We start from the raw sequence: 24,689 nt of genomic DNA on the forward strand, positions 1-24,689 counted from the left end.
CTTTGCCTTGTCGCCACTGCGATACCAACGCAAGCTTGAAGTACCAGACGCAGGCACTGCTTGCTCAACAAAGCGTGTTTGCGTCACACTCGCGAGATTAATATAGCCTTCACACACCCCATCTCCCGCTAGCCAAAGCTCTCCGGGCATATTGGGTAAAGCCAGCTCGCCAAACTCGTCAACCACCGCAAGTGTCATATTATCGATAGCATGGCCAATAGGCACTTCTTCGTGGCCCGCTAACAAGTGGCGCGACTCACGGCTTACAGCATAGATACTACAGCCGACTGTTGCCTCTGTTGGGCCATATTCGTTTATCCACTGGGCGTTAGGGAGCTTGTCCATCAGCTTATCAACCAAAGCTGCACTCAGCCCTTCACCCCCAACCACAAATCGGTGGGCGATATTACTGCGAGTTTGTGCGTCACTTAATGCAAATACCGCGCGTAGGTGCGCCGGTGTTAACTTGAATAACTTGGCTTCGTTAGCTGCAAAAATCTGCGTTTGTAAGGCGGGCAACAATTCGACGCCCATGGGAAGCAACTCAAGCTCACCACCTCGCATTAAGATAGGCACTAAGGCGGTCACCGTCGCATCAAACGCCAGCGGTGTACTGAGTACTGCCTTGGTTATATCACCGGATTGTGGCAGATAGCGCTGACACGCAAAGCGCAGATAATTATTGAGGTTGCCATGACTAATGGGCACCCCTTTTGGCTGCCCGGTTGAACCTGAGGTATAAATAACATAGGCAAGCTCGGTTTGGTTAAATGCAGATGCATCTTCATCTACCAACAAACTGGTATCGTAAAACGCAAAGTTCCCCTCGGCTTCGAACAAATCATCAAGCAACAAAAAGTCACTACCGGCTTCAATCAAGCGCTCGGCATCTTCACTTAGCGCCAGCGTCAATACGATGTCTGCATCATTCATGATGTAGGCTAAGGTATCGGTTGGCGTGTCATGATGAATGGGCACATAGGTATGGCGCGCTTTTAATATTGCCAGCACCGCGGCCACCATGTAACTCGAAGACGGCAGTAAAATAGCAATGCGACTTTGATCGGCAAATGCCATTTCTAATAAGCTATTAGCAAGTTGGTTCGCGCATTTTTCTAAGGTGAGATAACTACAAGTAAACTCCCCCATGCGCACCGCAGTCTGTAGTGGAGTCTGAAGAGCCGCCTGACTAAACTGAGTCACCCATGGCTGTTGCTCTGTCACTTTTACCGCAACACTTTGCTGCTGTTTTAATAGCGCTAACTGCTGCTCAGCGGGCCACAATGACAATGCTGACAACGGAGTATTTGGCTCTGCAAGACACTGCGATAACACATAACAAAACTGCTGATGGAAACTAACCACACTCGCTTCTTGCCACAAATTGTTGTCATAAAGCCATTCAACGGTGAGTACATCGCCCTCGTCTATCACTGCGACTTCTAAATCTAATTTGCCACCGCGTACTTTACTTTGGCAGGGCGTCACTTCCAATTGTTCTAGCCTAAGGTTTTCATTTACCTGGTTATTTACCCGAAACACGATTTGATGCAGCGGATGCTGGGCGCTTGAGCGTTCAATGTCTAGCTCATCCACTAACACATCGAAGGGAATATGTTGATGTTGCAATGCGTCGTTGAGTAAGCCTTGGGTTTGCTGTAGCGCTTGGGTAAAACTGGTGTCTTCACTCCATTCGCTCCTAAGCACTAAAGTATTGATAAAGTTACCAATCATATTTTCAAATGCTTTGAGGTGACGTCCTGATACCGGCGTACCAACAACCACGTCGCGCTGTTGAGAAAAGCGGCTTAGCCATAATGAAAACAGCGTTTGCAGTAACACAAATAAGGTTTGCCCTGAGCGAGTTTGATACGCTCGAAGCGCACTGACCAGCGCCGCAGGTATAGGCTCAATCACTAAGGCGCCACGCAAAGAGGTTTTTGCTTCTCTGCTACAATCTAGCGGTAATTCATGAACCTTGGGCAGACCTTGTAATTGCATACGCCAATAGTCGAGCTCCTGTTGCCATAACGCCCCCCGTTCCAGCTGCTGTTGCCACATTACATAATCAACGTAATGCACCTCTTGTAGCGATAAGGTTTCGCCGCTGAGAGCAGCTTTGTATGCCTGTCTTAAAGCGTCACTCAAACACGCAATAGACCAACCATCGGCAGCGATATGATGTAAGGTGATCATAAGGGTAGCCTGCATCGCCTCTTGTTGATAAAGACTGGCGCGCAGCATTAAATCACGGCTTAAATCGAAGCTGGTTGCGTAATCTTCTGCGATGGCCTGCTCTAACGCATGTGCTTGTTGCTCAGCGGATTTATCTGTCCAGTCGTGCTTAACCAGGGTAAATCGAGCATCAAGGTTAATGCTTTGGTGCGGTTCTCCTTGCGCGTTTTGATGGTAATTAAACGCCAAGACTGGATGTTGCTTAATCACAGCAATAAAGGCGTGCTCTAAGGCCTTGGTATTCAGTTTGCCTTGCAATTGAAATATGCCCTGTAGGTTATACTGGTTGCTGTGCCCTTGCAGTTGGTCTACAAACCACAAGCGCCGCTGTGCAAATGACAAAGGATAATTGGGCTGTGGTGGCGCAGGTTGTAGACTTGGTAATGAAGATTGAGACTGAGAGTTAGCCAGTATCTCGCTTAGTTCAAATACGCTAGGATTGGCAAACAGTTGCTTTAAGCTCACCTCCACCGAGAGCTGGGCTCTTAGTTCATTGAGTAATTGCATTGCCAATAAAGAGTGACCACCGATGCTGAAAAAGCTATCGTGCAGCCCCACTTCTGGTGCGCCCGTTAAGGTTTGATAGAGTGTGATTAACTGTCGCTGCAACGCACTTGTCACCTCACTACTTTGGCTTTGAGAAGTTAATGCCAAAGACTGTAATTGTTGGCGGTCTATCTTGCCATTACTCAGGGTGGGTAAGTGCTGGCAAAGCTCTATCCAGCTTGGGATCATCGGCTCAGGCAAACGCCGCTTCAAGCCTTGACGGATCACCTCGCGCAAATTGGTTGCAGCGCACTGGCTGCCACCACCACTTACCACAAAAGCAACCAAAGCGTCTTGTTTGCCGAGCTTACGCACGACTACCGCCGCTTGCGATACCTCATCAAGCGCTAACAGTGCAGCTTCTATTTCATTGAGGTCAACACGAAAACCGCGAATTTTCGCTTGTTTGTCAATTCGACCGAGAAATTCAAGCTCGCCGCTCGCATTCAGCCTAACGCTATCACCACTGCGGTAAAAACGGGCGCATTGGGCACTATGTTGCAAGCTACTTGTAAACTGAGCAGCGGTCTCTGAAGGCGCATTTATATATCCTTTGGCAAGGCTTGCCCCACCAATATAAAGCTCACCAGGCATGCCCGCAGGGGTCGGCTTCCCCTGTTTGTTGAGTACGCAGGTGGTAACATGTACCAAAGGCGTACCGATTGGGTAACTGTGGCCGGTTAGTCTGCTGGGTGTCACTTCATGACAAACCACTCCAACACAAGCCTCCGTCGGACCATAATGGTTGAAAATACGCGCTGCTGGCGTCAGCGCGCGAATGCTATCAACAAGCTGCTCACCCAATGCTTCTCCACCTAACACCCACTGCGAAATAGCGGGCTTTTGCTCAGCAAATTGAGGCAACAGCACCGCGGCAAAAGAAGGGGTTAATTTTATCAAGTTAACTTGCTCAGCCACTAACTTGGCTGCGATTTCAGCCGGTTCTGGCGCTTGATCTGCAAGGGTGAGTACCACAGTGCCACCATGAATAAGCACCGGATAGACAGCCGTTAAGCATAAGTCCGTGGCAAACCCTGTGACCACGCCCGCTCGCGTACTTTGGTTGTAACTCAATCGTGCTGCGATGCTGCTGCAATAATGGCTCAGTGCGCCATGGCTGATTTCGACCCCTTTGGGCGTACCAGTTGACCCTGAAGTAAACATCACATACGCGCTATCATCAAAACTTGGTGAATAAGTTTGCTGCGGCGCTCCTTTGTTTTGGCTCAGCTCAGTATAGTCAAGCACTCTGATGTCAGCTTCTCGTAGCGCTTGGCTAAGTGGCGTTTCGACACTTACCACCACCGTATTACACTCAGCTTGCGCTAGCATTTGTAGCGCTCTGGCAGTGGGCATATTGCCATCAATAGGTAAATACGCACGGCCACTTTGCATTACGCCAAGCATAGTGACAATGTCACTCATATCGCCCGTTGTTATCAGCGCAATGATTGACGCTGGAACATCTAAGTTGTTGGCAATTTGTAGGCTTTGAGATTGTAGCTGCTGATACGTTAGGGCCCGCGATGCTTCGCCATTGGTGCTTGGAACAACCACTGCAATCGCCTCACCTTGAGTTTGCGCTATACTTCTGATTGCTTGCGGCACCAGCGCCGGCTGGCTGATGTTGTGATTGATATTTGCCGCCTTTGTCGGTAAGTTCGTTGATTTGAGCACCAAGTCGTCAATCGGCAGCGCTTCTTTAGCACAGTAGCACTGGACGAGTGCCAAATAATCATCGGCAAATTGCTGAATAAGCGCACGTTCATAGAGCCCTGCTGCATAAACAAAGTCACACACAAGGGCATCATCTGTATCATCAACAGATAGGGTTAAGTCAAATTTCGCAGTGCCATTATCTAGGGCAATTAACTCGGCTTCTAATTGGTTATTTACCGACACCTTACTACTGGCTACACCATTGTAGTTAAATAACACTTGAAACAAGGCGGAATGCGCGGCGGATTTGGGTAGCTCTAGCGCTTCAATGATGTCTTCCACGGCAGCGTTTTGATTACTAAGCCCTTGCAATACTTTGTATTGCAGCGCCTTAATCGCCTCACTCATGGAGTGATGTCCGTTTATCTGCATACGCAGTGGCAAGGTATTAATAAAGCAGCCAAGCATAGCTTCAAACTCGCTTTGCTGACGATTTGCAACCGGCACCCCTAAGGTAATATCGGCTTGCTCACTGTAGCGATAAAGCAAGATGTAAAACACGCCCAGCAAGGCGGTAAAATGTGTTACGCCATCGCTGTGGCAAGCTTTATCTAATCGTTGTATTTGTTCTGCGTTAAACGAACAACGAACCGTGTCACCTTGGTACTGCTTTTCTTTTTTTCTTGGATAGCTGGTGGACAATTCAAACGGTGTAAATGCCTCTAACTGCTCAGTCCAATAAGCCAATTGTTGTTGATAGTCTGGGGATTGTCTTAATTGCTGCTCCCAGTGCACATAGTCAACATACTGTAAATCGGGAAGCTCAACACACGCCTCCGATAGCTCATACAGCAGTGCGTTGATAAATATAGTCACGCTCCAGCCATCACTAATAATATGATGCATGTTAACGAGTAACCAGCGGCAAGCAGTGTGAGAGTTACTCACTAAAGCCGTCACTTGCAGCAGCGACTCGTTGGCAAGATCAAACTGATACCCCACAGCCTCTTTAATCGACTCTGGTAGCTGATTGGGTAGCGCTTCTTCATCCACGGTCATCACAGCAATTTTCATCGCCTCAGCAGGTTCAATTTGCTGCACCACCTTCCCTTCAACCGTGATAAATCGTGCTCTCAAAATATCGTACTTAGCTATCAAGCGGCTCAACGCTTGTTCAATGTCCGTGACTGAAAATGGCTGCGATAATTTAACTAGCCCAGCCATGTTGTATGCCGCAGTGCCCCCTTCATATTTATCAATAAACCACATTCTTTGCTGTGCTGCCGAGAGCGCAGCAGATTGCTTTTGTTGCCCCTGAAGGTAGGTGATAAGCGCAGTTTTGTGCGCCTTTATCTTATCCAGAATACCCTCAGGCACCTGCCCAAGCGGTGTTCTAAGTTTTAATTTATCTTGCTGTAAATAAACATAAATCTGTTGACGGTCCAGCTCATCTAACCACTGTTTTATTGCAAAGTTTTCCATCATTACAAGTCCATCTCCGTCATAGATTTATCACTTAGCGCTGCACTCAAATCTCGGTCGCTTACAATATCACTGACTTTCTCTACGTTTGGAGTCTGCGTCTCCACCGAAATAGCATCATGAGCTTGTTTTAGCGCTTCGATACACTCAGCAAGCTCTGCAATACAGGCGTGCTCAAAGATGTCGCCAATGGTCAATTTAATATTGAAAGCTCGGTTGAGTCTCGATACCAACTGCATACCAATCACCGAATTGCCGCCGCTATCCACAAAACGTGCTGTGACGCCCAACTGCTCAACAGGGAGAAGCGCTATATAATGTTGATGCAGCTGTTTTTCTGTTTCAGTGCGAGGAGCCAACGTGCATATTTCTGATACTGGCTCAATAGCAGGCATTGGTAGTGCTTTTCGGTCGCGCTTACCATTTGGTGTCATCGGCCATTGACTTAACCAAACAAAATGCTCAGGCACCATGTAACTTGGTAACCATTCACCGAGCGCTTGGCGCAGCCGAGGCGAAGACCACTCGGTTGATAGCTCACCATCATCAATCATATAACCACACAGACATGGGCCAGTTTCTAGCGTTTGTACGCAAACATCGACTTCACTAGTATTGAGTATCCGCCCTAGGTGATGGCTAATATCGCCAAGCTCTATACGATGACCATGGAGTTTAATTTGATTATCTAAGCGTCCTTTTAATTCAAAATGGCCATCAGCTAAACGCCTCGCTTTGTCTCCCGTCTTGTATAAGCGGCGGCTAATGGAAGTTGTAAATTGATGATTGATAAAACGCTGCTCGGTCAGCTCCGCTTGATGTAAATAACCCATAGCAACACCACTGCCACCAATGTATAACTCGCCCCATACGCCGTCGGGTAAAGGCAGCCCTTCACCATGGCACTCTGTTGGGAGCACAAATAAGCTAGTATTTTGTATCGCTTTACCAATGGTTATCTCTGCGGCATTGTCGATATGTGCCACCGCCGACCAAATCGTGGTTTCGGTTGGCCCGTATAAGTTATAAACCGCTTTACTGTGACTAAGTAACTGCGCGGCCAGTGCCTGAGGTAAAGGCTCACCGCCACTCCATACTTTTATGGCAGAAGTGCATGCTGGTGCCGCATTTAACACTAATTGCCATAGCGTTGGCGTTGCCTGCATCACCGTGATCTGCTGCTGTTCAATAAGCGCGCCAAGCACAGCAGGATCGCTAATACTTTCATCACTTGCCAGCACCACAGACGCACCAACCAGTAATGGCCCAAACAACTCTAGCAAGGCAATATCAAATGCCACCGTGGTGATGGCCAATAAGCGGTCATCTGCCACCAGCCCCGGCTCACGACACATAGATGCAAGCAGATTAGCAAATGCCCCGTGATTGATTTCAACGCCCTTGGGTAACCCCGTGGAACCAGAGGTATAAATCACGTAAGCACGCTGCTGAGCTTGAATTAGCAAGCTTGGGCTGCGAGTCGAACTTTTGGCAATGACTTCGGCATCGCTATCCATACAGACTCGTTTGAAACGACCATGATTGAATAACGCAGACTCTGCACTGCTGGCATCACACAGCACAACACTCGCTTTGGCATCCTCTAAGATATGCGCGATGCGCTCGTCAGGAAAGGTGAGATCGAGTGGTAAAAATGCCGCTCCAGCTTTCATCACCGCCATGAGTGCTATCAACAGCTCCGCCCTGCGTGGTAATGCCACCGCCACGATACTATTGGGCGTTACCTGCTGCTTCATCAAGTAGTGAGCGAGTTGGTTAACACGCGAATCTAGTGCCTCATAACTGAGACTCACATCATCCGTTACCAGTGCCGTACGTGCGCTGCAACGCGACACATTGTGCTGCCAAGTTTCAACGAAACTCGTCGCGACCTTAACCGATTTCTCTTGCTGTAGCGGTAACTCAACCAATCGATACACATCATCACTACTTTGTATCAGCTCATTTTGAGCCCCTATCGGTGTATTGCCTTGAACCTGCGACAGCAAATGGACAAACTTAGCCACGTACTGGGTCATTAATTCAGTATCAAATTTTGCTGTGTGATATTCCACTAACAGGGACCACTGCCCCGCAACACAGGTCATATTTGTCGTCAGTTCAAATTGGCCAAATTTAGCGACACTTGGCTGTACTTCAACTTCTAGGTCATTAAAGTTCGGCAAAGTGGTGACTTTATCTAGATTAAACAAAGTGCTAGGTAGAATTAGCTGGTCATCGGCAAGACTTGCATACGGGTGGGTTTGGTGATCAAAGGCATCAAGTAAAGTATTTTGCACCCGCTGTACCAGCTCACCGATATTGCTAATGCTAGTCATGTCAACCACAATGGGCAAGATATTGGTGCAATAACCCAGTAACGCTTGGTCGAGCAACTCAGGCTCAAACTGCGACGCCAGTCGTTGCCTATCTGATACCGGCACACCTACACTTATTACCGCCTGACCGCTTAACTTGTGTAGCCACAAGCAATAAAGTGCAAGCATGGTTGCAAATTGCCCACAACGCAAAGATTGAGCAAGGGTCTCAGTGTTTCGGATTGCACTCGATGAAATGGGTAATGTGAGCTGATTAACTTGGTATGAAGCCACGCTCACCGTCGTTGATTTTGGCAGCTCAAGTGGTGTTGAACTCGCTAAGCACTGGTGCCAAAAAGCTTGGTTTTTTGCAGCTTCCGGTGAATGCGAATATGCCTGCAGGCTATCAACGTAATGATTAAAGGAGACAGCTCGGCTTGCCACCTCATTTTGTTTTGCATCTTGATTGTAGCGCTCAGCGATTGCTGCCAGCACCATTTGTAGTGAAAGCCCATCGCAGATCACATGATGGGCCACAACACTTAGATAGTGCTGCGCTTTGCCATCACTCAACAGCGTCACTCTACAAAGTGGGTCTTTTGCAAAGTCAAATGGTTGATAACGCAGTGCGGATAGTCGGGTGTGTAATGCTGCTTGGTCTTCTTCGTTCCATGGCTCAACATGCAACTCGGCTTGTTCCACTCGGCAATATTGCATTAAGCGGTCACTATCGACACCAAAACGCAAGATTGGGAAGTCACGGCAAACCGTAGTAACGGCTTGCTTCAGCCGCGCTAAATCGAGCTTACCTGAGAGCTTTAATATCGCTTGTAATTGATATGCACTCGCCCCTTCGCTAGAGGTCAACGCCATCGCTAATAGCTGCTGCTGGCTATGACTAAGTGGAAATGCAGCATCGTCATCACTTGGGCTCACTTCACCAAAATAACCCGCACGTTTTAAGCTAAGTACACTAGCTTCAACTGCGTTTATCACCGCTGCAATGTCTTCATCTGTATGGGCGGCGCTGAAAAAGCAGTTTCGTCCTTCCCAGATAAATACACCGCGCTCTAGCATTTCATAAAAGAACACATCAAGATTTTGCGAAAAGCGAAAACGGAATAATGATGCAAACGCTTCTATTCGAATGGGTACGTCATGGGTTTCAAAAAACGCATTGAGATGTGCTTTAAATGCCGCGGTTTTGTCGTTGATCCCTTGTTGTAACGTTGGACCTTGCGACTTAATAGCTTGCAACACCGCTTTGGCGCTCGCCATGGTCATTGGATGTTTGCAGAAAGTCCCGGCAAAGAAGGTGGTATCGGTCAAAGGGTAGGAGTCATCTCCGTATTGCCAATTTCCTCCGTCAATGGCATCGAGATAGGTAGCGGCCCCCGCGACTACACCGATAGGCATACCACCACCGACGATTTTGCCATAGGTTGCCATATCGGCCTTAACCCCTATCAAGCCTTGAACACCACCGGGGTGTGCTCTAAAGCCAGTGATCATTTCGTCAAAAATGAGGGCAATACCATGCGCTTCGGTAAGCGTACGTAGTTTACGTAAAAACGCCCAAGGCTGATTTTCAGGATGACGGCTTTGTACCGGCTCAACAATCACCGCGGCAATATGTTGCGCCTCTCGGGTAATAACCTCTAGCGCCTCATCATCACCATAAGGTAAAACGAGATTATCGGCGATTGCGCCATAACGCACTCCAGCACACATTGCCTCTACGCCTTGCTCTGGCGACTCAGTTGCCAAAGTACCATCATAGTGACCATGGTACGCGCCTGAGAACTGAACAATTTTATCGCGTTTGGTCACCGTTCTTGCCAAGCGTAGCGCCGTCATTACCGCCTCTGTACCAGAGTTACAAAACGATGCCCGCTCAAGCCCTGTCAGCTCACAGATAAGTGCAGCAACCTCAGGCGCATCAGGACTTGCAAGCCCCAGTTGCATACCCGCTTCAAGCTGTTGCGCCAGTGCTGCTTTGATAAAGTCAGGGTTGTGACCAAATAAGTTAGTACCAAAATCCATGGTGATATCAATATAGCGATTATCATCGATATCCCAGATATATGCGCCCTCACAGCGCTTAGAGAACACCGGATAAAGTAGCTCTTTGCTCGACAGTCTAAAACCTGCCGATGCTCGGCAATCCGCAAGGCGTCCGCGATATTCGCTCACTAGCGCTTTTGAACTGTGCGTTTTCGCAATGTAAGCATCACTCAATGCAGCAAGATGTTGACGCATGGCTGGGCTGCTATTGGCACGCTGCACTTGTTTTTGCTGTGCGCCTGGTAATACAGATTGGGCTCTGCTTGGCTGGGGCTTTGATACCAAGGTTGCTGTCGAGGTGACTGCACTGTTTTCAACTTTCGCGCCCTGAATATGGCGTAACTGCTGTCCCACCACCGCTTCTAACGCAGCTCTCGCTTCAGCGTTGGTCACTGTGCTTGCCGCCTGCAATTGCGCCTGATAGATAGCGACAAGCGTGTGGTTGTCAGCCTCTACTACACTACCTTTTGGCGTATCAGTCGTCACCGATGCAGGTGATGGCAAACTGCCAGCTTGTTGTGAACCTTGCGGCGCTTTGAGATAGTCACTATGGCTTTGAATATAGGCCACTAACTTATCGACATCGCTGAGTTCTTGATAAAATTGACGAACACTAAACTCTAAACCGAATTCCCGCTCGTACACTCTAACGGCCTGCATGATCATCAACGAATCAACCCCCATTTCTAACAACGGGAGGTTGGTTTGGATGGCATCAGCGGGCATCGACAATAACCCCGCTAGGGTATTGAGCACAAAGCTGCGAATTTGTGCATCACGGTCACTCGCATTCACCACTGTCAGAGCTTCGGGCTGTGATTGTTCAGTACCAAAAATCCAGTATGAGCTGCAATCAAATGGATATTGCGGCAAGCCCACTCTAACGCTCGGACGACTGCCATACACCTGTTGCCATTCGAGCGGCCCGCCTAAATCGAGGTATGTGCCCAAACACTCGACGAACCTCATGCTGTCTTCGCCTTTGGAGTGCAATACATGGGCATAACTGAGCGCTTTGTTATTGCTATTTTCCTGTAGTAAGCCACTCAAAATAGGTTTAGGACCAAGCTCAATCGCTAAGCCATGCTCTAGTGACTCAAGCGCAGTTACACAGTCAACAAAGCGAACCGGTGCCTTAATTTGTTCAACCCAATACTCGGCCGTAGCGATAAGTGTAGACTCCACTTGCCCCGTCATGGATGAAACAAAAGGCAGCCGAGGCTGTTGGAATCTAACCTGTTCAGCGACTTCCCTAAAGGCCTCTAGCATGGGGGCCATCAATGGAGAGTGGAAAGCGTTTGCCGTATGCAGCGCTTTTACTTTAATTTGCTGTGCTGCAAGCACGTCACTGAGGGCTGTGATTGCTTCATCAGCACCGGAGAATACTACCCCAGCCTCACCATGGAAGGCTGAGATAACCACTTGCTCCTGAATCTCACTCAAGCAATTACGTGCGGTTATTTCATCACATCTTGCGGCGATCATGCTGCCTTTTATCGGTAATTCATGCATTAGTTGACCACGCGCTGCAATCAACTCAACGCCATCACGAAGCGAGAACACGCCAGCAATACAAGCCGCTGCATACTCACCAACACTATGACTGAGTAGCTGGGATGGCTTCACCCCATAATGCATCAATAAGTTTGCCACACTGTATTCAACGGCAAACAAGCTCACTTGCGTCCAACGGGTTTGTGCCAGCAGTTCACTATGCTTTTCATCGAATAACACATCCAACAGGCGTGCTCCAAAGCGCTCGCCAATCAGGCTGTCAATGTCATCTAAGTGACTGCGAAACACTGCGTGGTGTTGATATAAAGCGTGAGCCATCAAGGGGTATTGCGAACCTTGTCCGGTGAACAAAAACGCAACTTCTGGAGCATCATTTGCCGAAGACTGTTCAACAATAATGGGACTATTCAGTTGCGAAATAAGTGCTTCTCTACTCACACCACTAAACGTTTTATGCACACCTTTAAGCGGTACTTGCTCGGCATTTTGTGCGCAGAAGTCATCAAATGCTTGAGGCGTCAGACTCGACAATCGTTCACTATAGTGACCAGCAAGTTTCTGCAATGCAGCTTTAGATTTAGCAGCGAGAGGCAATAGATAAAACGAAGGCGGTGTTACTTCAGCTTGCATTTCTGGTTTAGGCGCAGGCGCTTGTGCGCAGATCACATGTGCATTAGTACCACCAAAACCAAAAGAGCTTAATCCAGCGGCTCTTATTCCCCCTTGTGGTACAGGCCATGTCTGCATGTTTTGCGGCACCATAAATGGGAGCTTTTGCCATGGGATATGCGGATTTAACACCTCACTGTAACGCTGTGCAGGAATTTGCCCATGCTGTAAACACAGTAGCGTTTTGATAAGCCCAGCAATACCCGCACCAGACTCAAGGTGACCAATATTCGCTTTTACCGCACCGAGAATAACCGGATCATGGCGACTATGGTGTTCTCCATACGTGCGGTTTAATGCTGTGATCTCGATAGGATCGCCAAGCTCCGTACCCGTGCCATGGGTTTCCACATAGTGGATATCTCCCGCCTGCATCTTGGCATTATCAAGGGCGGCATTGATCACAGCCTGTTGCGCGGCACTATTTGGCGCGGTAATGCCATTGCTGCGGCCGTCTTGATTAATTGCACTGCCTTTGAGTACACCAACAATCGGGTCGTTGTCTGCCATGGCTTGTTGTAGCGGCTTTAGCATCACCACCCCAACTCCTTCACTTCGCACATAGCCATCCGCTGCCTGTGAAAAGGTTTTGCAATGGCCGTCTGCTGCCAACATTTGTGCGTTTTCACAGGCCTTAGTCACATCATCGCTCAGAATAAGATTAACGCCCGCCACCAACGCCGCGTTCGTTTCTCCATTTCTTAGTGCTTGAATTGCATGATGAAGTGCCACCAGCGATGACGAGCACGCCGTATCAATCGCCACACTCGGGCCGGTAAAATTAAAGCTATAAGAAATACGGTTTGCTGCAATGCTCAGTGCTGTGCCCGTGCCTAAATACGCGGTACTTTTTTGCTGTTGTTGCGACAATAAAAAGTAATCATTTTGCGATATACCAACATACACGCCAATATTGCTACCTGCGAGCGTGGCGGGTTGGTAACCGGCATGCTGTATAGCGTGATAAGTCGTTTGGAGCAGTAATCTATGTTGTGGGTCGATATGCTTAGCTTCGAGTGGCGAGATGCCGAATAATGCAGCATCAAACTCATCGACATTCTCTAAATAGCCACCAAGTCGGTCGGCTTCAAGATTCGGGCAAAGCTGCTGGCGCTTAGGATCTGGCGTGGTGATCCCATCACCTTGCTGACATAACAGCTGCCAAAATGCATCGAGTCCATTTGCTGAAGGATAACGACAGGCCATGCCAATCACGGCAATATCTGTATCTGCAATATCTTCAGCTCGACGAGTAGGCTGCGTCTTATTCGCTTGCTCAGTGGCGCCTTTCGACTCGTTAAGCTCTGTCTGTCCTAGGGCTTGAGTAAGCGTACTAAACTGACTTAAATACTGGGCTAGTTCGCGAATTGAGGGATATTCGTAAAGTACCGTAGGCTCAAGATCTAGCTCGTGTACTTCCATTAATTCCCCTGAGATCCGTACCGCTTTCATCGAATCCACACCTAATGCCAAGAATGGCGCGTCGATATCCAAACTACGCGCGGGCTTATCTATTTCTTGTGCGACTAAATCTTGTAATAACCGCTGAATTTGTTGTAGTGACGATGAGGACGATGGCGCCTCAGCTTGCTGTGGTACAGCAGCTTCACGGGCGCGCGCAATTACTTCAAAGTTATCGGCTAAATAACTGCGCTTATTCTCTTGGCGCTGAATTTTACCGCTCGATGTTTTATGAATGCGACCGGGCTTTATCAATACGATGTCATAAGGCGTAATGCCGTGGTGCTCAACGATCGCAGCGGTGATCTGCTGTAATACCTGCTCAGCATTTAACTTTCTTAGTGCAGTACGCTTTACTTGTTGTACTATCACCAAACGCTCTTCATTACCATTAGCGGCGACCGAAAACGCTGCGCCGCCATTTTGTTCTAAGCTATCGCTTGCTTGTGTAACCGTAAGTTCTATATCTTGCGGGTAGTAGTTTTTACCGCGGAAGATAAGCACGTCTTTGGCGCGTCCTGTAACGAACAATTCCCCACGCTGGATAAAGCCTAAATCACCAGTACGGAGATAAGCCCGCTCGTCAGCACCTTTAATTCTGGCATGAAATGTAGCCTCAGTTGCCGCTGGGTTATTCCAATACCCCTTTGCTACACTTGGACCAGTTACCCAAATTTCTCCGGTTTCACCATCATTGCATGCTTCAAAAGACTCAGGGTTAACAATCGCAATACAATGCTCGCCCCAACTCACGCCAGAAGATACGGCGTAATAAGGTTGCTGTTCATCAGCCACATCTAATGCATAAAACGAATCTACTGTATCTTCATCTGCGACTTGTTCGGCTATGCCCTGCTGTAGCTTGGCTGCATCAATACGTAATATCTTTGGCTTTTCTAGAAGACGTCCACCAGTTGCAAATAAAGTGGTTTCTGCCATACCGTAACAAGGTGCGATACTCTCTCTTTGTAAGCCACACACTTTAAACTTTTGATAAAATCGCTCTAACGTGCTGGCACGCACTGGTTCTGCGCCATTTAATGCTGAGCGCCAATGGGACAAATCTAAGTCTTTAAGGTCTTCATCTTTGACGGTGTCCACACACAGATCATAGGCAAAGTTTGGCGCACTTGACGTTAATGCTTTGGTTTGTGAAAGCAGTTTTAGCCAACGTAGTGGTTTTTGCAGGAAATAAGCCGGATTCATCAGCGCCGCTGTCGCACCGATATAGATTGGATGCATAATGCCAAAAATCAGTCCCATATCATGGAAATGAGGCAACCAACTTACAATCGAAGAGTTGCTATCGTGACCAAACGCTTCTTTCATTAGCGCCTGATTATCAAGAATATTATCGTGAGTTACCATTACGCCTTTAGGTGTGCCCGTCGAGCCTGAGGTATATTGCAAAAATGCCAGTTGCTCACCACGGTTCTGTGCACGAGGCCACTGTTGAGTGGTCGATTTAAGTGCAATGTTATCGGTAGTAAATAGCGCTAACTGCGCTAGACTTGGCTCAGAATCAAGCAATGGCTTGGCGATTTCATTGATCTTTTCACTGGTAAGCGCACCTTTGGCACCTGCGTCTTCGATGATGGCACGCAGACGATCAACATTTTGATTCTTTTTAGGGGGATAAACCGGTACCGCAATTATCCCTGCGTATAAACAAGCAAAAAAGGCTTCAATAAATTCAAATCCAGAGTTGTACAGTAATAATGCTCTGTCACCCGGTTCAAAATATTCACTCAATGTCTCAGCAATAGAGGCTGCACGCTCATGCAGTTCTTGGTAGGAAATAGTTTTACTTGGTAATGCCTCATCGTAAAAATACTGATAGGCAATATCTTGAGATCGAGTACGCGCTAAACTCGCGAGTATAGTAACAATATTTGTATTCATGCCATCCCCATAACTTGGTTGGGATTCCTTTGGCAACAGCGCGAGCAGTATCAATTTGGCCTGCGACAGTTAACCATCAGTAACGTTGTAAAAAACCAATCAATTACTTAACCGCAACAAACACAGTACCCACTTAAGTAGGAAAACGTTTGTAGGGTATATCTATAAAGGTTAACTAACCGCTAAAACCGCGAGCCAAGTTAATCAACAGCACCTTTTGCTATTTGCTTGCAGCATATATACAACATTGCTGTAATCACTCACTGTCACTTTAACGCTTGAATATGGCAACTTTTTTACCATCCTTGTACGCGAGGGTGACGACATCAAAGTCTCAAATAGAGTTATAAAAAAGACCATACCGAAGCTGGTAAAACACACACAATTTGTATGGCTTCACATCAACGACTCGTGATCTGTACTGAAAAAGGCTAGCACAAGAAACTGATAAATAAACCGCTTTATTAACAAAAAAGTAAATTTATCCATTACACAAGATTACACCAAACCGTTTTTAGGAATTTTTTATTAGGTAGTAACAGGAAAGCCAGAACAATTTGTTTGTTTTTTAAACAAGCCTCTGTTTTAGAAACACTTTTGATAAAACTCGGAAATACAATTTAGTCTGATATCGAGGTAACGAAAATAAAACCAGTGCAAGTGTTATATTTTTTGCACTGGTTTTATAGCATCAAACTATTACTTTTGTAATGTACTTAATATTACTTTAGCGAAGGCGAGGTAGTGAACGGCTTCACTCCAATCGCTTGGTAAATTTCAGCAGGCTTAAACGCTTGCTCACCTTTGATCACCAATGTCGCTTTTTGCAGTGCTGTTATATCCTTAAGTGGATCGCCATCGATCAACACTAGATCTGCCACTTTTCCTTTGGCAATTGAACCGGTTTGATGTGCAACCCCCATCAATTTAGCACTCTCAAGCGTTGCCATATTCAGCACATCGGCCGCAGGAATGCCCGCATCAACGTAAAGTGCTAGCTCACGGATCAAGGTAAAGCCTGCAATATTATCCGTTCCAGGTACCATTGGAACACCAGCATCATAGAGCTTTTTCAGCATTTTTTGCATTGCTTCACCTGACTCTTGATAGCTCAGTTTAAACTGTTCATCAACATGCATCTCAGCCCCTTTTAAACCGCGAGCGAATGCAATTGGCATATGCTCTGAAATAGCAGCAAATTCCGGATTGATCTTTTGATCTTCTGCCATCAATAAGCTTCTGAATGTAGATACGGTAGGATCCACAACGATGCGCTTATCACTTAGTAACTTGATGAATGCATTCATCTCTGGACTATCAAGTGATAAGCCAGAGGCTTGCTCTCCCATCAGTGAAAACCGTTTTTGTGTTCTGGTATCCACTTCTTCACCAGCAAGGAAATTAAGGAATAGCATATTAATGTGCTGAATCTCATCATAACCATTTTCAATGGCTTGCTCTGCCGTCATAAACGCGGGCACGTGACCGCTAAGTCTCAATCCACGGCTATGTGCACGTTCAGAAATAGGCTTTACCCAGTTCGGATCGATAGAAGAATAGAGCTTCACTTGAACATAGCCATTATCGGCAAAGAAATCGACCGTCTCGAGCGCTTCTTCCAATGACTTCACACTTAAGCCTGCTGAGTTTTCGCTGAATTTATCCATAAAGCCAGCACGATATACACGCGAGCCCAACACCTGATTGGTATTAAATAGCGCTTCAATTTCCATAATATTGTCGTGCTCGTTACCCATGTCTCTAACGCTGGTAACACCGTTCGCAATATTTAAAATACCGTTCTCTTTTGATAAATGACCGTGCATATCCCAAAGCCCTGGGATCAAGGTTTTCCCTTTTCCATCAAGGCTAACCACGCCATTTTGCTTTTTAATATGTTTAGAGATTTCGACAATCTTGCCATCTTTAATCAACACATCATGGTTTTTCAGCAGTTTTTTCTGCTCACCATCAAAGACGGCAACATTTTCAATAAGTAATGCAGGGACATCGTGTGTCAGCTTATTAGCGAGGTTTTCTAGATGTTGCTGTTCGGCTTGTTTTTGGATAGTCTCAAGTTCTTCGAACTGTGCTTTGGTGTAGCCGTCGCGCAAGACATACATTGGCCCCCAACTTTGCGCGAAATAGTTACCATCGTCGTCATACCATGCAAAATTAGGAGTAAGACTAAGGCCACTCGTTACTAATAGATGAACGGTTTGTTCCCCCAACTTCATCGACTTCATTTTTTCGATAAGCATTTTACCTTGAGGGTAAACATCTAATTCGTATTTATTATTTTTTAGAGCATAACGCATCGTCGCGTTATCTAATGCAAGGTGGTTATTAGACGGTACGTAGAAATCGAGTGTCGCGTCAGCTTTAATGCCTGATTCATTGACACTTTTCCACTGCGCAATGCCTCTGTTATAACTAAACGTTTCGTCAATTGTGGAGCCAAAAGCAGAACGTCCTTTAAGACTAAAATTGATGGGTAGTCCTTTTTCATTCAACTTTAAGGTTTCATCAATTAAGATCCGACGGTTGTTCCAGCCAAACTCAATTTTGGCTGTATAGTTTTGCTCGTCGATTTTTTCTTGGCTTAGCGTACCAGCCAAGCCCTTTTCTGAGTAAACATTATTGATAATGGTGTCAGCAAATACTACCCAACTCTGCGTAGTTAAAAGCGCCGCAACGAGTGTCGACAAGGCACTTCGCTTTGTTATTATTTTTGTCATGTTATTGTTCCTTAAATTTCCGTTTAACGACAATAATATTACATCAAGATAACAAAAAGCGAAGTGCTTTAACTGTTACAATTCGTGTGGATTTCACTACCCAATCAGGCTTTTAGTAACCTGCTGCTTGGCCATCCTTTCTTGTTTCGGATGCACCATAGTACACTCCAGTTTTACCATCTCGCATAATCGCTTGATAACCGCCATAAGGACCAACTGCTTGTTGTAACTTATGACCTTTTTTTATCAGCTCTCTACGGGTTTCCATCGAAAAGCCAGACTCGAGACTGATATACCCTCCATCCGTCATGATTTCACCGGTTGGCTGCGATGAACCACTATGCAAAATTCGAGGCGCATCGCCCGCTTCTTGTAGATTCATACCAAAATCAATCATATTAATGAGGATCTGCGCATGCATTTGCGGTTGAGTCGCACCTCCCATCACGCCATAACTCATCCATGGTTTACCATCTTTTGTGACAAAGGCAGGAATAATGGTGTGAAATGGTCTTTTTCCCGGCGCATAACCGTTGTAGTGGTTTTTATCTAACGCAAATAGCTCGCCTCTATTTTGCAAGACAAAGCCAAGCTTAGCTGGAGTCATACCCGAGCCCATACCACGGAAATTACTTTGGATCAGCGACACCATATTCCCTTCTTTATCAGCAGTAGTGAGATAAATGGTATCCCCTTCTACAGGACCTGCATGATCGCGTTTAGCTGCTTTATTTGGATCAATCAATGCACGTCTTTTGTCAGCATATGCTTGCGAAATAAGCATTGCGACTGGTATCTCATTAAAGTCTGGATCGGCGTAGTATTTTGCCCTATCTGCAAAGGCAAGTTTTTTTGCTTCAACAAAGGTGTGAATATACTCAGGGCTGTCGAATCCCATAGCCTTGATATCATAGCCCTCTAAAATATTGAGAATTTGCTGGGCGGCAATGCCCTGACCATTGGGAGGTAGTTCCCATAACGTGTAGCCGCGATAATCAGCACTTACGGGGTCAACCCATTCACTGTGGTGCTCAGCCAAGTCTTGGTAACTTAAGTATCCACCATTGGCTTTCATGTAACGGTCGATTTCTTTAGCAATTTTGCCTTTATAAAAGGCATCGCGGCCTTTTTCTGCAAGTAACTCATAGGTATTAGCGAGTGCCGGATTCTTAAATATCTCTCCCTTTTTAGGCATTTCACCCTCAGGCATAAATACTTCTTTAAATCCGGAATATTGCTCACGAGCTGACACCGAGCGCTGCATGTAATAAGCAATCAACTCCGAAACTGGAAAGCCGCTTCTAGCGTAGTCGATACTGGGTTGAAGTAACTGTTTCATTGGCAGTTTGCCAAATTTTTTGTGCAGTTCAAACCAACCATCGACCGCACCGGGCACAGAAACAGGAAGCGGCCCATAACTTGGAATCGTATCTCCTTGCTGCTGTAACTTTGCTAGCGAAAGGCTTTTTGGTGAGCGCCCTGAAGCATTGAGACCAAATAACTTTTGTTGCTTCGCGTCCCACACAATAGCAAATAAGTCGCCACCGATACCGCAACCTGTAGGCTCCACTAGGCCAAGCATGGCATTAGCTGCAATTGCAGCATCTATGGCGTTTCCGCCTTGCTTCAATACCTCTATTGCGACTTGGGTTGCCAGTGGTTGAGAAGTTGCAGCCATACCCTGAGTTGCAATAACCTCTGAACGGCTAGCAAAAGCTTTTCCCGTGATCCTGTCATATGCGAGAGCCGCTGAGCTTACAGAAGCACATAGCATACTAACCAGTGTGCACTTAACGACCTTATTCATTATTTTTCTCTTTTGTTGTTTTCTTTTTAACCAATATAAAAAGCCAATTCGCTTACAGCAATTCATTTGCGGTCAAAGCGAAAGAAAACGAGATTGGACCTAATGCGAAAACTCAAGACACCATCGCCATAGCACTCGCTCTGCCACAAGAGTTTTCCCTCAAATCTAATACAAGCTTTTGCAGCTGGACTACACTTAAATGTTGAAGTGCTGTGCAGAAAAAATAAACCTAATCGAGATCAGGGTAATTGAATTGGTTATTTATGAGTAATCGGGTTATTTCTATAAACTTAAAACAAACATTGACTTGGGGCACGGTACTCTGTGGCTTGGTGATCTCGTCTTTTATTATCTCCATTTCATATGTTAACCAGCGAGACATGCTGCTCGAAAGCTATGAGGCTAGGCTGAGACAAAACTTTACGCATTTAGGTAGACATCTTTTCACTGAATTTGTGGAGGGCAACGATAATCAGATAAGTCTGACTCTCGAGGATTATTATTCTGACGGTAAATATAAAGCGCTCTTCCTTATTCAAGGAGAAACGCTCCTCAACGAAAGCCAACACTCAGCGGTTGGACTGCAAGTATTTAATCAAGTTATCAGTCAGGCGCAAGTGACAGCAACACTACGCACACTTGACCTCACTGTGGCATTTGACCCTAATCAGCAGCACTTTCTCGCAGCTATTCCCATTTCTCCTAAAGTGCCCGTCGCTGAGTCCGCTGATTTAGTTAGGCTGATTGCTATTTATGACGTAAGCACCGTTTTTCTTTCGTTAAAGCAACAGTTGATAACGAAGGCGAGTATTTTAGCGGTGTTTTTGATACTCATCATTATCGCGCTACTAAGCTTTACCCATTACTTCATTCATAAACCGATCAAAAGACTGATCCAAGTAGGCAATGCATTATCCACAAAGTCTTTGAGCAGTAGAGCCGACATTGTGGGACATGGCGAGCTTGGAGTCCTTGCCAAGCAATTCAATGTCATGGCACAAACGTTAGAAAAAAACTGGCAACAACAATTACAAAGCACCCAAGAATTACAGCGCCGTCACGCACTTATTAATAGTGTTTTTGAGGCATTACCGGATATTTTCTTTATAATCAATACGGATGGCACTATCTTAGAATGCCATACCGGAAAATCAGACGACTTGTATATGTCGCCTGAGCAATTTATCAACAAGAAAATGTCGGAAGTATTGCCCTCCCACGCAGCTAAACACTTTAGCCAAGCCATCAAGTCTGCCAATCAGCGCCACCAATTAACCCAAATAGAATATCCACTGACAATTGCTGATCAAGCGAAGCTATTTGAAGCTCGGTTATCTCCTATTCCAGGAACAGATCAATTGGTTATTGCAGTGCGAGATATCACCGAGAAAAAGCGTCAAGAAGAAGTCATTTTACATCACGCTTTTTATGACTCATTGACCGATTTACCAAATCGCTTTTTAGCGATGGAGCGGCTAGCGCAGCAACTGTTTGATGCCGAACGCAACGATGAGCTTGCGGTGGTGTTTTTTATTGATTTAGATGATTTTAAAAGGATCAATGATTCACTCGGACACGAAACGGGGGATCAAATTCTCATCGCTTCGGGAGAAAGACTCAAGCAATCGCTACGTGAGCAAGATACCGTGTCACGTCTTAGTGGTGATGAGTTTATTGTGTTGATGGGAGGATTTAAACATACTGCAGACATTACCTCAGTTGCCGATATGCTCATCAAACTTTTTCACCATCCCATTATTGTCGACGATAAAGATTTTAATATTTCAGTCAGTATAGGCGTTGCTATCTATCCTTTAGACGCGAACTCCCCCCAAGAGTTACTTAGCTGCGCTGATACCGCAATGTACAATGCCAAAAGTAATGGTCGCAACAACTACTGTCTATTTAATCAAAAGATGAGTCAACAGTTGTCTCGACGCATTGAAATTGAGGAAGCACTGCGCGTAGCACTAAATGAACACGAGTTAGAAGTGTTTTACCAACCTCAATTTTATATTGAAAACAGTGATGTATTTGGCGCGGAAGCTTTACTTCGCTGGCACAGTAAAACACTGGGTAATGTCTCTCCTGCGGAGTTTATTCCCGTTGCGGAACAAAGCGGTTTGATCATCGACATCGGATTGTTTGTGCTCTCAACGGCTATTAACCAAGCACACCAATGGCAGCAACACTTAGACTCCGACATCCGCATCGCAATCAATTTATCACCAAGGCAGTTTAAAGACCCAAACCTTTTGAAACAGATTGAGCTATTAGTAAAAGACATCCCGATTGCCAATCGCTTTATCGAGCTGGAGATCACAGAAGGCGTACTGATCTCAGGACAGGCACAGGTAAAACAGACCCTAACCCAATTACATCAGTTAGGGTTTAAATTATCTTTGGATGATTTTGGTACGGGCTATTCGTCACTGAACTATCTCCGTCATTACCCCTTCGATTTACTCAAAATAGACCGCAGTTTTATCAGCGATATGCTCACCACTCACGAGTCTAAAGCGTTAGTTAAAACCATTATTGCCATGGCGCATAATTTATCGATGAAAGTAGTCGCCGAAGGCGTGGAGACACTGGAGCAATTGCGTTTATTGCAGCAGCTAGAGTGTGATTTTGGTCAAGGATATCTGATCAGCAAGCCGCTTTCTGCAGCACAATTTGAAAGCTTTTACCATACTAAGATCGAACCAGTTAAGCGCTCATCTTAGCAAGCAAAACAAACTTTAAAAGCAACATCGCTCCCGAATATCCACTTGAGATAATAAATCTGGGTAAACACAAGACTAATAAAAATAATATGTTAGTATTGCAAGGCAGTGTAAGGATTTTGAATCATGAATATAGAGTTACTAGTTAGCAAAGCCAAGCAAGTATGTGACAACCGTGGTGCACGATTTACTCCTATTAGAGAAAAAGTATTTAGACTACTCGCCTCTAAACAAGGTGGCGTTGGCGCATACGACTTACTTGAAGAGCTCAAGTTGACGGAAGCGGCTGCAAAACCAGCTACCGTATATCGTGCCTTAGACTTTCTTTCTGAGTTGGGTTTTATCCATAAAATAGAAAGCACTAATGCGTTTATGCTTTGCCATCACTTCGACCACACACATCCAGTGCAGTTACTGATCTGCGATAGTTGCGGTAACGTTCAAGAGTTACACTCAAACACGATTTCGCATGAACTGAACAGCCTAGCTGCGGAAACCGGATTTGTGGTTACAGAGCAAACCATCGAGGCTCATGGCCGTTGCGAAAAATGTAAAGATTAAGTGCAGTGAGTAAAAAAGCCCACTACACTTATCACTAAGAGCGACACTAATTTATTAAAAAAGCGTAAGGGAAAGTCAATATGAATGTAGAGTTCATCAACCCCTTTTTATCATCTCTAATCAATGTATTGGCTACAATGGCGCAAACAGAATTGACGCCGGGTAAGCCAAAAGTGAAGAAAGACGAAGTCGCACAAGGTGATGTATCGGGTCTGATTGGTATGGTTGGTCCACAGACAAAAGGGTCATTTTCGATCACCTTTGAAGAAAACTTAGCGCTAACCATTATGGAGCGTATGCTTGGTGAACGCCCAGACTCCATAAATGAAGACGTCACTGATATGGTTGGTGAAATCACCAACATGGTCACTGGCGGTGCTAAAAACCTGCTCGGCGAAAAAGGTTACGAATTTGATATGGCAACACCGGTTGTCGTTTCAGGCCCAGGCCATACCATCACTCATAAATGTGATGGTCCTAAACTTATTATGCCATTCACCTCTCCTGACGGTAATGCCAATATCGAAGTCAGCTTCGACAAACTCGCCTAACAGTTAAAAACACACGTTACTTTATGAGTTGGACTCAAAAACAAATTATCTTGAAGCCTCGAAAGCGAGGCTTTCACTTGGTAGACGACGAGATTATCTCGCAGCTTCCTGAACTACATGACTATCGTATAGGGCTGCTGCACCTGTTTATACAACACACCTCCGCCAGCCTAACAATTAACGAAAATGCCGACCCTACGGTACGTATGGACATGGAAAGCCACTTTAATCATTTTGTACCACAGAGGCAAAGCTACTACCGCCATGACTATGAGGGTGATGACGATATGCCAGCACATATCAAATCCAGCACCTTAGGATGTGAAGTAACCATTCCCATTTCTGAGGGCCGCCTGCGTTTAGGTACTTGGCAAGGTATTTATCTCGGTGAGCATCGTGACCATGGTGGTGCAAGACGCGTTATCGCAACGCTTCAAGGTGACAGAAAAGGCTAG

The 24,689-nt window shown here is 46.0% G+C and carries 8 protein-coding genes (1 of these 8 cut by a window edge); 4 read left to right on the forward strand and 4 right to left on the reverse strand.

The genetic code is table 11. From position 1 onward, the window contains the following. The 4 genes from PNC201_RS15965 to ggt form a co-directional block, all read right to left on the reverse strand. On the reverse strand, nucleotides 1-5,925 hold the 5' portion of the coding sequence (locus PNC201_RS15965) for a non-ribosomal peptide synthetase (RefSeq protein ID WP_102057607.1). The gene continues 3,903 nt to the left of window position 1, outside the view; only the first 5,925 of its 9,828 coding nucleotides appear in the window; its start codon is at nucleotides 5,923-5,925; its stop codon lies off the left edge, out of view. Further along, nucleotides 5,925-15,851, reverse strand: coding sequence for a hybrid non-ribosomal peptide synthetase/type I polyketide synthase (locus tag PNC201_RS15970; protein WP_102057608.1), 9,927 nt, complete (start codon nucleotides 15,849-15,851; stop codon nucleotides 5,925-5,927). Before PNC201_RS15970 ends, PNC201_RS15965 begins: the two co-directional genes overlap by 1 nt. A 722-nt stretch (nucleotides 15,852-16,573) precedes the next feature. Beyond that, nucleotides 16,574-18,589: an amidohydrolase family protein gene (locus tag PNC201_RS15975; RefSeq protein WP_102057609.1), complete on the reverse strand. Its 2,016-nt coding sequence runs from the start codon at nucleotides 18,587-18,589 to the stop codon at nucleotides 16,574-16,576. Nucleotides 18,590-18,701: 112 nt separating this feature from the next. Further along, on the reverse strand, nucleotides 18,702-20,396 hold the full coding sequence (gene ggt, locus PNC201_RS15980; protein WP_102057610.1) for a gamma-glutamyltransferase: 1,695 nt from the start codon (nucleotides 20,394-20,396) through the stop codon (nucleotides 18,702-18,704). Nucleotides 20,397-20,659: 263 nt separating this feature from the next. On the opposite strand from ggt, the gene PNC201_RS15990 reads away from it, so the two are divergent. The 4 genes from PNC201_RS15990 to PNC201_RS16005 all read left to right on the forward strand — a co-directional run bounded on the left by PNC201_RS15990 (nucleotide 20,660) and on the right by PNC201_RS16005 (nucleotide 24,689). Further along, complete coding sequence (locus tag PNC201_RS15990) at nucleotides 20,660-23,122, forward strand: EAL domain-containing protein (RefSeq protein WP_233525186.1); 2,463 nt, start codon at nucleotides 20,660-20,662, stop codon at nucleotides 23,120-23,122. Between the two features lie 126 nt (nucleotides 23,123-23,248). Further along, nucleotides 23,249-23,683, forward strand: coding sequence for a zinc uptake transcriptional repressor Zur (gene zur / locus PNC201_RS15995; RefSeq protein WP_010368795.1), 435 nt, complete (start codon nucleotides 23,249-23,251; stop codon nucleotides 23,681-23,683). A gap of 80 nt (nucleotides 23,684-23,763) precedes the next feature. Then, entirely contained in the window at nucleotides 23,764-24,234 is a 471-nt protein-coding gene (locus PNC201_RS16000) for a chemotaxis protein CheX (protein ID WP_010607100.1), read from the forward strand. 23 nt (nucleotides 24,235-24,257) lie between these two features. After that, nucleotides 24,258-24,689, forward strand: a complete 432-nt coding sequence (locus PNC201_RS16005) for a secondary thiamine-phosphate synthase enzyme YjbQ (protein ID WP_102057611.1) — start codon at nucleotides 24,258-24,260, stop codon at nucleotides 24,687-24,689.

Source organism: Pseudoalteromonas sp. NC201 (assembly GCF_002850255.1).
GTDB lineage: Bacteria > Pseudomonadota > Gammaproteobacteria > Enterobacterales > Alteromonadaceae > Pseudoalteromonas.